This window comes from Sphingobacteriales bacterium (assembly GCA_016719635.1).
Lineage (GTDB): Bacteria > Bacteroidota > Bacteroidia > Chitinophagales > JADIYW01 > JADJSS01.
In genome coordinates this window covers 452,072-466,262 of record JADJYT010000002.1, presented here as the reverse complement: position 1 = coordinate 466,262, position 14,191 = coordinate 452,072, and the positions used below count along the sequence as shown (strand labels likewise).

Annotated in this window: 8 protein-coding genes, 2 tRNA genes and 1 pseudogene; 8 read left to right on the top strand and 3 right to left on the bottom strand. The window is 44.6% G+C overall.

From position 1 onward, the window contains the following. Nucleotides 1-3 precede the first annotated feature (3 nt). Nucleotides 4-4,536: a glutamate synthase large subunit gene (gene gltB, locus IPM95_06235; protein MBK9328909.1), complete on the bottom strand. Its 4,533-nt coding sequence runs from the start codon at nucleotides 4,534-4,536 to the stop codon at nucleotides 4-6. 337 nt (nucleotides 4,537-4,873) lie between these two features. Here gltB and IPM95_06230 point away from each other — a divergent pair, with 337 nt between their 5' ends. The 6 genes from IPM95_06230 (at nucleotide 4,874) to IPM95_06205 (ending at nucleotide 8,885) form a co-directional block, all read left to right on the top strand. Beyond that, nucleotides 4,874-6,067 carry an outer membrane beta-barrel protein gene (locus tag IPM95_06230; protein MBK9328908.1) on the top strand — a complete coding sequence of 398 codons (1,194 nt, stop codon included), beginning with the start codon at nucleotides 4,874-4,876 and terminating at the stop codon, nucleotides 6,065-6,067. A gap of 159 nt (nucleotides 6,068-6,226) precedes the next feature. After that, nucleotides 6,227-6,310, top strand: a tRNA-Leu gene (locus IPM95_06225). A gap of 254 nt (nucleotides 6,311-6,564) precedes the next feature. Further along, the gene (locus IPM95_06220; GenBank protein MBK9328907.1) at nucleotides 6,565-7,800 is read left to right on the top strand and encodes an FAD-dependent oxidoreductase; all 1,236 of its coding nucleotides are present in this window, start codon (nucleotides 6,565-6,567) and stop codon (nucleotides 7,798-7,800) included. Between the two features lie 22 nt (nucleotides 7,801-7,822). Further along, on the top strand, nucleotides 7,823-8,131 hold the full coding sequence (locus IPM95_06215; protein MBK9328906.1) for a TusE/DsrC/DsvC family sulfur relay protein: 309 nt from the start codon (nucleotides 7,823-7,825) through the stop codon (nucleotides 8,129-8,131). A gap of 26 nt (nucleotides 8,132-8,157) precedes the next feature. After that, nucleotides 8,158-8,640, top strand: a complete 483-nt coding sequence (locus tag IPM95_06210) for a DsrE/DsrF/DrsH-like family protein (GenBank protein ID MBK9328905.1) — start codon at nucleotides 8,158-8,160, stop codon at nucleotides 8,638-8,640. 161 nt (nucleotides 8,641-8,801) lie between these two features. Continuing rightward, a tRNA-Leu gene (locus IPM95_06205) sits at nucleotides 8,802-8,885 on the top strand. 5 nt (nucleotides 8,886-8,890) lie between these two features. Here IPM95_06205 and IPM95_06200 read toward each other — a convergent pair. Next, the gene (locus IPM95_06200; protein ID MBK9328904.1) at nucleotides 8,891-10,078 is read right to left on the bottom strand and encodes an amidohydrolase; all 1,188 of its coding nucleotides are present in this window, start codon (nucleotides 10,076-10,078) and stop codon (nucleotides 8,891-8,893) included. A gap of 93 nt (nucleotides 10,079-10,171) precedes the next feature. On the opposite strand from IPM95_06200, the pseudogene lpdA reads away from it, so the two are divergent. Beyond that, nucleotides 10,172-11,562: pseudogene (lpdA, locus tag IPM95_06195) on the top strand (dihydrolipoyl dehydrogenase). A 176-nt stretch (nucleotides 11,563-11,738) separates the two neighbouring features. Next, nucleotides 11,739-12,518 carry an alpha/beta hydrolase gene (locus IPM95_06190; GenBank protein ID MBK9328903.1) on the top strand — a complete coding sequence of 260 codons (780 nt, stop codon included), beginning with the start codon at nucleotides 11,739-11,741 and terminating at the stop codon, nucleotides 12,516-12,518. A gap of 6 nt (nucleotides 12,519-12,524) precedes the next feature. Here the strand turns inward: IPM95_06190 and IPM95_06185 are convergent, their stop codons facing one another. Beyond that, the gene (locus IPM95_06185) at nucleotides 12,525-14,156 is read right to left on the bottom strand and encodes an FAD-dependent monooxygenase (GenBank protein ID MBK9328902.1); all 1,632 of its coding nucleotides are present in this window, start codon (nucleotides 14,154-14,156) and stop codon (nucleotides 12,525-12,527) included. Between the last annotated feature and the right edge of the window lie 35 nt (nucleotides 14,157-14,191).

Genomic DNA, 14,191 nt, shown 5'->3' with positions numbered 1-14,191 from the left:
CATTTATACATTTATATTTTGTTTTTGCGCTTTTCTCTCCCGTAATACTTTCTTGTAATCGGTCGGCATCACCTTTACAAAAAATTTGGATGTAACCTCCCAATTGTCTAAGATATTCTTCGCGATATCGCTATTGGTGTATTTGAAATGGCGTTCGATATAAAACCGGAGTGTTTCCAAATCCTCATTTTCCGGATCTTCCAGTTCCACCATTTCCTTGTTGATATTTTTCGGGAAAGCATTTTCCATGTCATAAACATAGGCTATGCCTCCGCTCATTCCGGCAGCAAAGTTTCTGCCTGTTTTGCCCAGAATGATTGCCAGTCCTCCTGTCATATACTCACAGCCATGATCGCCTACACCTTCCACAACGGCTTTTACACCGGAGTTTCGAACGCAAAACCGTTCGCCGGCCATGCCTCGGATATATGCTTCGCCGCTCGTAGCGCCGTAAAACGCCACATTGCCGATGATAATATTTTCACTCGGTTTAAAGTTTGCTTTGGTGGATGGATAGACAATCAGTTTCGAACCGGATAAGCCTTTGCCAAAGTAATCATTGGCTTCTCCCTCGAGCTCAAATGTAATTCCCGGTGCTGTAAATGCGCCAAAACTCTGTCCGGCACTGCCCGTAAATTTAAACTGAATCGTGTCTTCCGGCAATCCCGTTCCTTTATGCCTGTTGGATATCTCATTGCTGAGCAAAGCACCCACCGTTCTGTCCGTATTGATGATCTTAAAATGTCCTGTAGCAGGAATGGAATTTTCCAGGCTTTCTCTGGCAGCTTCCACTAATTTCTTATCCAGTATTGCGTCATCCGTTGGATGCGCCTGTCTCATCTGTTTAAATAAACCTACTTCCGGCCCTGCTTCTTCTTTGAAAATAACAGGACTTAAATCGAGATGCTTATATTTCCAGTGGTGGATGCCGTCTCTGCGTTTCAGCAGTTGGGTTTGTCCCACCATTTCATTGATGGTGCGGAAGCCGAGTTTCGCCATCCATTCCCTTAAATCATTCGCAATAAACGTGAAGAAATTGATGACATGCTGCGGGTCGCCGGTGAATCGGGAGCGCAGAATCGGGTCTTGCGTGGCGACGCCTACCGGGCAAGTGTTTAAATGGCATTTACGCATCATGATACAACCTTCCACCACTAATGCAGCGGTGGCGATACCCCATTCTTCGGCACCTAACAAGGTGGCGAAAGCAATGTCTTTACCGGTTCGCAGCTGTCCGTCTGTCTGCAGTATGACACGGCTTCGTAAATTATTTTTTACCAACGTCTGATGTGCTTCTGACAACCCAAGTTCCCATGGCAAGCCTGCATGTTTGATGGAAGAAATAGGGGAAGCACCTGTTCCGCCGTCATAGCCTGAGATTAATATCACATCAGATTTTGCTTTGGCAACACCGGCGGCTACCGTTCCCACACCCGCTTCAGCCACCAGTTTCGTGTTGATGCGTGCCTTTGGGTTGGCGTTTTTTAAGTCAAAAATCAATTGCGCCAAATCCTCGATGGAATAGATGTCGTGATGCGGCGGCGGTGAAATCAATCCCACGCCCGGAGTAGAGTGACGCACTCTTCCAATCCATTCATCCACTTTATGGCCGGGCAGCTGTCCGCCTTCACCCGGTTTAGCGCCTTGTGCCAGTTTGATTTGTAATTCATCGGCATTTGCCAGGTAATAACTCGTTACACCAAATCGGCCGGATGCTACCTGTTTGATAGCCGAACGTTCCCAATCACCGTTTAGCTTTTTCTCAAAACGAATTTCATCTTCACCGCCTTCACCGCAATTCGATTTGCCGCCTATCCTGTTCATCGCAATGGCGAGCGTGGAATGTGCTTCATGTGAGATGGAACCGAATGACATGGCGCCGGTAGCAAAACGTTTCAATATATTTTCTACAGGCTCTACCTCTTCTATCGGAACAGGGGTTGCAATGGAATAATCAAAATCCAGCAAACTGCGCAAAGTGATCGCTTTTTCTGCCTGGTTGTTTATTTTATCCGCGTATTGCTTATAGATTTTATAATCGTTCTTCTTGGTGGAATACTGCAGTAAATGTATCATGTCCGGGTTGAATAGATGCGCTTCACCACGGCGTTTCCACTGATAGTTTCCGCCCACTTCAAGATGCGGGGTTCCATTTTCTGCATCCGGGAATGCGAGCGTGTGTCGTTTCAATACCTCTTTAGCGATTTCATCAAAACCCATCCCATCCAGGCGGGAGATGGAGCCGGTGAAACATTTTTCCACCACTCTCTTACTCAATCCGACTATCTCGAAAATCTGAGAACCGTGGTAGGATTGATGAGTGGAAATACCCATCTTGGAAAATACTTTCAGCAAACCATTACTGGATGCCTTGATGAAGTTCTCCACCAGCTTCTCATCCGGTTTATTTAAATGTTTTAGTTTTTCCTTGTTTAAATCGTAGATGGTCTGATACGCTAAATACGGATTGATGGAAGTGGCACCGTAGCCGATATGGGTTGCCATCTGGTGTACTTCCCGGATATCACCGCTTTCCACCACTAAAGAACAGTCGATACGCGTTTTGGTACGAATCAGATGATGATGTATGGCGCCGGTAGCGAGTAAGGATGGAATCGGTGCAAAATCTTTATTAACGCCTTTATCAGAAATGATTATGATATTGTTTCCGTTGGCCACCGCATCTTCCGCTTCCTTACAGATTCGCTCTATACTTCTTTCCAGCGCGCCTTTTTTTCCGCTGGAACTGAATAATGCCTGTATCGTGATTACCTTAAAGTCAGGATGATTGATGTAACGGAGTTTTGCGATGTCGCTGTTGGATAATATCGGCTGACGGATCGCTATCTGTTTACAGTGATGCTCTGTAGTCGTTAATATACTGCTGGCACCGCCTAATGCGGTAAAGGTACTCATCACCATGCGTTCCCGAATCGGGTCGATAGGAGGGTTGGTTACCTGTGCGAACAATTGTTTGAAATAATTCGATAAATTCTGCGACTGGTCGGAAAGGACCGCCAGCGGCGTATCTGTTCCCATAGAACCTATCGGTTCATAGGCGGTTTCAGCCATAGGTGTGATAATGACACGGACATCTTCAGAGGTATAGCCAAATGCGAGCTGTTGCTGTAATAATTCTCTGCGAGCTAATCGTTCTTCAGAAATGGCAGATTTCGGCAAGTCTGAAAACGTAATTTTGTGTTTATTCAGCCATTCGCGGTATGGATGCTGGGTGCAGATATTTTTTTTCAGTTCATCATCAGAAATGATTCTGCCTTCTTCCATGTTGATGATAAACATCTTTCCGGGCTGCAGGCGGCCTTTCTGAATTACTTTTTCTTCTTCTGTCGGTAAGGCGCCCGCTTCGGATGACATCACCACTCTGCCATCATTATACACGACAAAACGTGAAGGACGCAATCCGTTTCTGTCCAGCGTTGCGCCTACCATCTTGCCGTCGGTAAAGCAGATCGAAGCCGGACCGTCCCAAGGCTCCATCAGACAGTCATGGTATTCGTAAAATGCCTTTTTCCAGTCTTCCATCTGTTCATTATCCTGCCAGGCTTCCGGTATCAGCATCATGATGGCATGCGGCAACGACCGGCCAGCGAGGTATAATAACTCAACGACATTATCTAATGAAGCGGAGTCCGACTGATCACGATAACAGATTGGCATGAACATTTCAATCTCTTCTTTGGTAAATACATTGCATTCCAGCAGATGCTCCCGGGTGCGCATCCAGTTCAGGTTGCCCTGTAGTGTATTGATTTCCCCGTTATGGGCTATGTAGCGGAATGGCTGTGCCAGACGCCATTTTGGAAAGGTGTTGGTAGAGAAACGGGAATGCACCAGTGCCAGTGCAGATTCTACGCTTTCATCATTCAGTTCCGGATAATACTGACGAACCTGATGGGTGGTCAGTTGTCCTTTGTAGATAACGGTATGGCAGGAAAGGTTGGTGTAATAGAAAGAATCCTTTCCACCCAGGATGATATTAATCTCTCTGACCGTATGAGCTCTCAGCACATACAGTTTTCGTTCCAGTTCGATGTCTTCCTTGTATTCAAACTCCGGTTTTATGAACAGCTGCTCGACACAAGGTTCCGCAGATTTGGCCGTCGGACCAACAGGTTCATTATTGGTGTTGATTTTCCGGTAGCCTAAAACGGTGAATTTTAATGTCTTTGCAGTTTGTGCGATGAATTCTTTGCACTGGTTTCGCGTCTCTTGATCCTGTGGGAAAAAGATGAAACCGGTTCCGTATTTACCTGGCTCTGGCAGGGTAATACCCATCTTGGCAGCTTCTTTTTGGTAGTACTCATGCGGAATCTGCAGCAAGATGCCTGCTCCGTCACCGGTATTTTCTTCACAGCCACAGGCACCCCGATGTTCCATGTTCTCCAGCATGGTTAGGGCATCCTGAATGATACGATGTGATTTTTCACCTTTCATATGCGCGACAAAGCCGATTCCGCAAGCATCTTTTTCAAATGAAGGATGATACAAGCCCGGATGTTCATTCGTAACATTCATGTATATGGTCAGATTTTAGATTGAAACAGTCCTTTTTGAATACGGTAATATGCATTTCAGACTGAATTATAATATTAGCAAGAAACTTTTTCTTAGTTGACATACGGTCGTTTAAGAAAATCTTAAACATTGATTTTGGGCTTAACAATTCATTTATACAGTATAGGCTCGCTATCGTATATAAAACATTATAAAAATAAATATCTAAACTATTTTGCGTAAAATTACTAAAAAGACAACTTTAACTAAAAATTAAATAAAATATTTGAGTGTAATAATTGAAAATCTAAGTTTATACTTGCAAAATAATAATTATTAACTTTTTAAAATAGGTGCTATGAGAAGAATTATGTTAACAGTTTGGGTGTTTATTGCTTCGGCGTCATTTTTAGCTGCGTCTTCCTCTCTGGGGTTGAAGAGCTTCAAAAAGAAGAGAGAAGGTGATGACTCCAGTGAAGTAAAAAAAACGTATGAAGAAAAGGTCGAGGAGTTTAAGGCGAAACTTCCTTTCGAAATTTCAGGATCGGTAGATGTGTATGTACAAACCAACTTTAATGGTAAAGTAACCAATACGGTATTGAACAGAGCATTTTACCCGAAAGCGAACTCTTTTGAATTAGGCATGATAAACATAATCATGAAAAAGAAAATCAAAAAAGTAGGTTTTTGCGCTGACCTGGGATTTGGCCCAAGAGCAGAAGCAGCAAATAACACCTTGTATTCTAATACGATTTTAGCCATTAAACAGTTATATGTGACGTATGCGCCCGCACCATGGGTGGAATTTACGTTGGGTAACTTCAGTACCTACTTTGGTTATGAACTGATTGAGCCGCAAAATAACTTCAATTATTCGACTTCCCTTGCCTTCCAGAACGGCCCGTTTTATCACACAGGTTTCAAAACCAACTTTACAGTCAAAAAATGGAATTTTTTGGTAGGATTTTTCAATGATACCGATAATAAAACTGATAATGACAGAAATAAGTATGTCGGGGCACAAGTGGGTTATACCGGTGATAACGGAGGTGTTTATATCAATTTCATCGGTGGAAATGAACCCAAGAATTATTTTATCAATGACTCAACAGAAGTGGGCGTTTATAAAAATTACAAACACTCCTATGATTTAACGGGTTCTATCAAATTAGGAAAAGAAAAGAAGGGAAAATTGGGTGTGAATGTAGCTTACCATCAATTCCGATACAGAGAGGTGAAAGGCGGTCCTATTTCCAGATTCAAATATGCAGTAGCGTACTTGTACGGACAATACGATATCAATGAAAGAGCCAGCATAGGCGGCAGGCTGGGGTATATGTTTAACCCTGATTATGTGGCGCCGTATGTGGCTGGCCCTTCCAGGCATTTTGTAGACTTTACACTCACATCTCAGATCAATATCTATGGTGGATTGAGGCTGGTGCCGGAATACAGACTGGATTTTGCAACGGACAAAGTATTCCTGGACCGCAAAGCTGCAGCCAGTAAATTCCAGCATACATTGGGTTTAGCCGCCATGTATGTATTCTAACAACTTATCTCATTTTAACTACTTGCATACTTTCAGAGCCCGGATTTCTATCCGGGCTATTTTTTTGAAAATAAACAGGTATGTATGTTTGCAGGAAGTTTTTAAGTTCGACAAAATTATCCGAACAAAAAATTATCTTTGCATCCTCTTTGATATTTTGCCCACGTGGAGAAATTGGTAGACTTGCCATCTTGAGGGGGTGGTGCTGGCAACGGCGTGCTGGTTCGAATCCAGTCGTGGGCACATTCAACAACAGATTTAAGCCTTTTCGCAAGAAAAGGCTTTATCTTAATTGGATTCTGACTCTTAAAAGTAATGACCCGGTCAAAATATCCAATATGCTGATTTCCACTACAAGTTAAGTCAAAAAAGCGTATGAGTTTCCTCCTTTCCTGATAAAAATCAGTTATTTATGTAACATATGTAACGTTGACATTGACTGCGTAATAGTAACTTTATATGCGATTGTTTAGTAACTTTAAAAAACAAATTATTCCATGAAAAAAATCATCATTTTAGGTGCGGGAACGGCTGGAACTATGATGGCCAACCACCTGAAACACCATATAAAGAAAGAAGACTGGGAGATTGCCATCATTGATGAGCGGGAAGAACACCACTATCAGCCGGGTTATCTGTTTCTGCCTTTTGATATGTACACGCCGGATGATATTATCAAACCCATCAAAGATTTCATACCGGAAGGGGTGCTGCTCATTACCAAGTCCATTGACAAAATCGTTCCGGATGAAAACAAGGTGTTATTGGCTGACGGCACTTCCGTTCAGTATGATATCTTAATCATCGCAACCGGAGCAAAAATTGCTCCGGAAGAAATCGAAGGCATGAAGGGCGGTGAATGGCAAAAATCAGTTTTTGATTTTTATACGTTTGAAGGTGCGCTGGCATTGCGCGATAAACTCAGGACATGGGAAGGCGGCAGATTGCTGGTACACATCACTGAAATGCCTATCAAATGTCCGGTCGCTCCGCTGGAGTTTACCTTTTTAGCGGATTCTTTTTTCAGGCATAAAGAAATGCGTGACAAAGTGGAGATTACCTTCGTCACTCCACTGAGTGGTGCCTTCACCAAACCGAAAGCCACGGAAACACTGGAACATTTGCTGGTGGATAAGAACATAAAAATTGAAAGTGATTTCGCCATTGAGCACGTGGACAATGAAAATAAATCCATTGTAGATTACGGCGGACGGGTGATTCCTTTTGATCTGCTGGTTACGGTGCCCACCAACAAAGGGGATGCCATCATGGAACGCTCCGGTTTCGGTGATGAGCTGAATTATGTGCCGACCGACAAAGCCACGTTGCAGTCAAAAGTAAAGCCCAATATTTTTGTGATTGGCGATGCGTCCAATATTCCTGCCTCCAAAGCCGGATCTGTGGCGCACTTTGAAGCGGAGATACTGACCGGTAACATTATGCACTATATCAACGGAGAGCCGTTAAGTGATACGTTTGACGGACATGCCAACTGCTTCATTGAAACAGGAAACGGCAAGGCTTTGCTGATTGATTTCAACTACACCCACGAGCCGGTGGAGGGAACATTTCCGTTTCCCGGAGTGGGACCGCTTCGCTTGCTGAAAGAAAGCCGCATGAACCATATGGGTAAGCTGGCATTCCGCTGGGTATACTGGAATATGCTGCTGAAAGGAACGCATATACCGTTTGTATCCGCAGAAATGAAAGAAGCAGGCAAACAGTACGATTAATCACTAAATAATTACATACAAAATGGAAAAGACAATTGCAGGAAAAACCATCTCGGTCAATGATGAAGGATTCATGACGGACTTTAAACAATGGGACAGGGAAATCGGTGAGGGCTTGGCAAAAGAAGCCAATATCGAGATGACGCCCAGACATTGGGAGGTTATCAATTATTTACAAACCGAATTTAAAAACGATTCTCCGCTGAGTATACGGAAAATCGGCAAGAGCGGCGTAGTGGACATCAAGGAGTTTTATCAGTTGTTCCCGATGGCACCGTTAAAGACCTCTTCAAAAATTGCAGGCATCCCGAAACCTGCCAGCTGCATCTAATTATTCAAACCTTAAAAAATACAATCATGAGCGAATACAATGGAGAAATCAAAAAGATGATGATCATTCTTTCCAAAGCCACCTTAGAAAACGTATATGCGGCCTTTGTGCTGGCAAACGGCGCCAGGATGGAAGGCATAGAGGCGGAAATGTTCTTTACCTTTTTTGGGCTGGAAGCGATTCATAAACAAAAACTCGAGCATCTGCATATTGCCACTGTCGGCAACCCGGCGATGCACATGCCAACCTTATTGGGCGGTTTACCGGGGATGGAGGCGTTGGCCACTTCCATGATGAAAAAGGAAATGGAAAAGATAGATATGCCCGACGTGCATGAGTTTTTGGAAATATTGAAGGCTTCCGGCGTTAAACTGTGGGCCTGCAAACTCGCGATGGACATGTTCCATTATAAGAAAGAAGACATGTATGACGATATCGACGGCGTCATTACCGTAGGGGATTTCTACAAACAGGGAAGCGGGATAGGAACACACATGCTGTTTATCTGACAGAGTAGTTTTTTCAATAAATCCGGGAGGGCAATAACAAAATGCCCTCTTTTTTATTTTAGTGTAAAAAAAGTACGGAATATCTGTACTCTTGTCTATATTTGCACCACTTTTACAAATAAAGTGTTTGTGAAAGCAAAGACACTTTGAACGTTCTTTATGCCCGGGTGGAGAAATTGGTAGACTTACCAGATTCAGGTTCTGGCGCTGTAAAAGGCATGCAGGTTCGAGTCCTGTTCCGGGCACTTTTTTATTTTAACGCATTCACGGCCAACCAGGCCATCAATCCGGCACCTACTTTCAGGCAATTTTCATCTACATCAAACGTAGGCGTATGAATCGGCGAGGTGATGCCTTTGGCAGTATTTCCGGTGCCTAAGCGGTAAAAGCAGGACGGCACCACCTGTGAGTAATAGCTGAAATCTTCCGCCGTCATCCGCGCCGGCATTTCTTCCACATTTTCACATCCCAGGTATTCTTTCGCCAGTTCGAAGGAACGTTGCGTAGTCGCCTCGTCATTTTTCAGAAACGGATAGCCGTGTTCTATGATGATGTCGCAGGTGCCTCCGAAACTTTCCGCCGTATGCTTGCAGATGGCAATGATTTTTTCTTTGGCTTCCGCTCTCCATGTTTCGTCAAAGGTGCGGAAAGTGCCTTCCAGCCGAACTTCATCGGGTATGATATTCGTCGCGCCGTTCGCGATAAATTTGCCGATAGATAATACACTCGGCAGTGTCGGATTGGCATTCCGGCTTACCACGCTTTGCAATGCAATGACCATGTGTGAGGCAATCAGGACAGGGTCGATGGCCAGATGCGGCACCGCGCCGTGCCCGCCTTTTCCCCGCACATTGATATAAATCTCATCACAGCTCGCCATGGCGATGCCGCTCTTGAAGGCGACTTTCCCGGTTTCCAGCTGTGGCAGGACGTGTTGCCCGAACATGGTTTCCACTTTTGGATTTTCCAGCACACCGTCTTGAATCATAATGGAAGCACCACCCGGCAGCTTTTCTTCCGCAGGCTGGAATATCAATTTGACGGTCCCGTCAAAAGAATCTTTTAAGGTGTTCAATATTTTCGCGGCACCCAGCAGGCAGGTGGTATGCACATCGTGTCCGCAGGCATGCATCACCCCCGGATTTTGTGAAATGTAATCGCAGGAATTTTTTTCTTCAATCGGCAGGGCATCCATATCCGCACGGAGCGCGATGGTCTTTTTTTCAGGGTGATTGCCTTTTATCAGGGCAACGATGCCGTGCCCGCCGATATGGTTATGGTGTTCGATGCCGTATTGGGTTAATGCCTCAGAAATGAATGCGGCTGTCTGCTCTTCCTCAAAACTCAGTTCGGGATGGGCATGCAGGTGTCTGCGTATCGCCACCCATTCCTCCATACCGGATACTGCCAGGTTTTTTATTTTATCTTTTATTTCCATGAATCTAATGTGTAATTTTACAGGAGTAAAAAGTAATAACGTAAAGATAGTCATTCGAGTATTATCAAATTATCGATTTCTCAAATTAATTGCATGAACAACTACGATTTAATTGTGATAGGCTCCGGTCCGGGCGGTTATGTGGCGGCGATCCGCGCTTCCCAGTTAGGGTTGAAAGTAGCCATCGTTGAAAAGGAAAGCCTGGGCGGGATATGCCTCAACTGGGGTTGTATTCCGACCAAAGCCCTGCTGAAATCGGCGCAGGTGTTTGAATATCTGAATCACGCGAAAGAATACGGAATAGAAGTGTCGGATCATAAGGCTGATTTTACGGCGGTCATTCAACGGAGCAGGAATGTGGCCGAAAGCATGAGCAAGGGGGTACACTTCCTGATGAAAAAAAATAATATCGAAGTCATTTACGGATACGGAAAGGTGCTGCCGGGCAGACGAGTGGAGGTGACCCTGAATGAAGGCGGGATTAAAATCTATAAATCTAATTTTGTACTGCTTGCTACCGGCGGAAGGGCCCGGCAGTTGTTTTCGCTGCCAACCGAAGGCAAAAAAATCATTGATTACCGCAAGGCGATGTCCCTGGAAAAACAACCCAAATCCATGGTCATTGTGGGTGCCGGAGCGATAGGGGTAGAGTTTGCATATTTCTATCAGACGATGGGCACCAGCGTCACCTTGATTGAATTCTTTGATTCTGTACTGCCAAACGAAGATAAGGAAGTGGGCAAGATGCTGGAAAAATTGTATATCAAAAAGGGAATGACCATCCTGACTTCTTCCAAAGTGCTGAGTTCGAAAGTGGAACAGGATAAGGTGCAGCTGCTGGTGAATACACCGAACGGGGAACAGATTATCGAGACAGAAATCGTGCTGAGTGCTGCAGGTGTTACCGCCAACATCGAAAATATCGGGCTGGACTTATGCGGCATAGAAACGGAAAATGAGAAGGTGAAGGTGAATGCTTTTTACCAGACAAATGTTGAAGGCGTGTACGCCATCGGCGAGATTGTGAAAGGACAGGCGCTGGCGCATGTGGCGAGTGCGGAAGGTATTATTGCAGCCGAGCACATGGCGGGACATTCCCCTCAGCCTCTCGATTATGACAACATTCCGGCCTGTATCTATTGTTCCCCGGAAGTGGCGAGCGTGGGTATTACGGAACAGAAAGCGAAGGAAAAGGGCTTGGATATTTTGGTGGGTAAATTTCCGTTTACAGCCAGCGGCAAGGCAAAGGCCGCCGGAAAACCGGAAGGATTCATCAAGCTCATCCTGGATAAAAATACGGCGAAGTGCTGGGCGCACATTTCATTGGCGAAAACGTCACGGAGCTGATTGCGGAAATCATTGTTGCCCGCAAACTGGAAACGACCGGCATGCAGCTCTTAAAATCGGTGCACCCGCACCCGACGATGAGCGAAGCCATCATGGAAGCCGCCGCCGCCGCCTACGGAGAGGTGATACATCTGTAAGCAATGTCATTCGGTACAATCCGATAAGCTTTTACTTGCAGCATTTGCCGCTTTGCATAATATGACATGATCGAATATGGCTCCGTAATGCTTTATTATCTTTTGGTAAGATTAACGGAGATATCAATTTCTAATTTAGCATTTTTATACGGTTTAAATATAATTTTACAAGAACAATGCAAAAAACAATAAACGTAGACGGCACTGATGTTCACATACAGGGCGAACATGGTAAAACAATCCTGTTTATACATGGTTGGCCGGACACACATGAAATCTGGCAGAAGCAAGTCTATTTTTTTAAAAAAGATTTTAGATGTGTAACATTTACCTTGCCCGGATTTGATAAACGTGATAACGGAAAATATACTTTGGATGATATTATACATCGTATAAGAAACATTGCAGATGCAGTTAGTCCTGACTCCAAAGTGATCTTGGTGATACATGATTGGGGTTGTGTTTTCGGATATGAATATGCCATGCGCTATCCTGAAAAAATTGACAAAATGGTGGCCATTGATGTTGGCGATACATCCTCTCCCGGATTTAAAAAAACGCTGACGTTAAAATCAAAATTAATGGTTTTTTCGTATCAATTTACTTTAGCATTGGGCTGGCTCACCAAGAGTAATTTCGTACATAAGGCAATGGCAAAAGGATTAAAGGCAAGAAGCAATTTTGATAATATACATGCGGGCATGGGTTTGCCTTATGCCATGCGTTGGATAGGTGCAAATGGTGGCATGAAAGCACTCCAGCCGGTAAAGCCCACCTTTCCTTTTTTTTATATTTATGCTTTGCGAAAACCTTTCTTTTTTCAGACAAAAAATTGGTTGGATGAATTAGTAAAGAATCCTGATAATAAAGTACAGGCATTTGATTGCGGACATTGGGTAATGGTAGATAAAGCTGCTGAGTTTAATGAAGTTGTCGGAAATTGGCTGAAAAAATAAACTATTTCAGATAGTATATTTTTTCACTAATGCTTCCGCACAGCGCTCACCGTCCATCGCTGCACTCATGATGCCGCCTGCATAACCGGCACCTTCCGCACAGGGAAATAATCTTTTGGTGGATACATGTTCCAAAGTTTCTTTATCCCGCGGAATTTTTACCGGTGACGAAGTCCGGCTTTCCACACCGATGATTTGGGCTTCATTGGTAAGATAACCACGCATCTTGTTGCCGAAACTCTTGAATGCTTCCTGCAGGCAAAACGCAATTTCTTTCGGTAAAAAATCACGCATTTCCATAGGCACCAGCCCCGGCTGATAGGAAGTTTCTAATAAAGAAGAAGATATTTTTTTGTTCACAAAATCCTGCATACGCTGTGCCGGGGCGGTTTGTGTCTGTCCAGCGATTTGCCAGGCTTTCTGCTCCACAGCTTTCTGGTATTCCATCGCTGCCAGGGGACCGAACCAATTGAAATTTTTCCAGTCCGTTTCATCCACGGCCACCACCATGCCCGAATTGGAATAAGGCGAATCACGTTTGGATGGCGACATACCATTCACCACGATTTCATTTTGGTTGGTAGCAGATGGCACAATGAAACCACCGGGACACATGCAAAATGAAAACACACCTTTCTGATGCGTTCCCGTTTTCACCTGTTCCACCAAACTGTAGGATGCCGCAGGCAAATAGATGCCTCTGTCAATGCATTTATATTGTATCGAATCTATCAGGGATTGCTGATGTTCGATACGCACGCCCAACGCAAAGGGCTTGGCTTCTATCAGGATATTTCGTTGATGCAATAACTCAAAAATATCGCGGGCGGAATGGCCGGTGGCGAGAATGACGCCGATGCCACCCCTAACCCCTGAAGGGGAGCTTTGCAGTGCGTCAATAGCGTTCACCCCTTTAGGGGTTGTGGGTGGACTTGCGGATTCCGTTATCACACCTTTCACTTCTAGATTCTCTACGACAAAATCCACCACTTTGGTATTGAAATGGATTTCGCCGCCGTATTGCAGAATCGTCTGCCGTATTTCCTGAATGAGTTTGGGCAATTTGTTGGTTCCGATGTGCGGATGTGCTTCGTACAAAATTTCCTCTGCTGCGCCATGCGCCACCATGATTTCCAGTATACGCCGGATGTCGCCGCGCTTTTTGGAGCGGGTATATAATTTCCCGTCGCTGTAGGTGCCCGCGCCGCCTTCGCCAAAACAGTAATTGGAATTTTCGTTGACGATGTTTTTTTTGTTGATGTTCGCTAAATCCCTTCGACGCTCCTGCACGTCTTTTCCGCGTTCTATGATGATTGGTTTGATGCCAAGTTCTATTAAACGCAAAGCGGCAAATAAACCGGCCGGGCCTGCACCCACGATGATGGCCTGCTTAGCGTTGGAAACGTCTTTGTATTCATTATTATATTGCAGCAGCTGTTCAGGTGTTTCATCTATATATACATCGGCTTGCAGGTTGACCTTGATATTTCGGGAACGGGCATCTATGCTGCGCTTCAGAAGACGAACGTGAAAATGGTGATGGTCTTTAATGAGCAGATGCGACAAGAGATACTGTTGAAGCTGCTGTTCATCATACGCGATTTCCGGCGGAAGCGTGAGTTCAAGTGTTTTTTTCATTCTGTTACTGCAGCAGATTTATTGCTGAAAGCGAT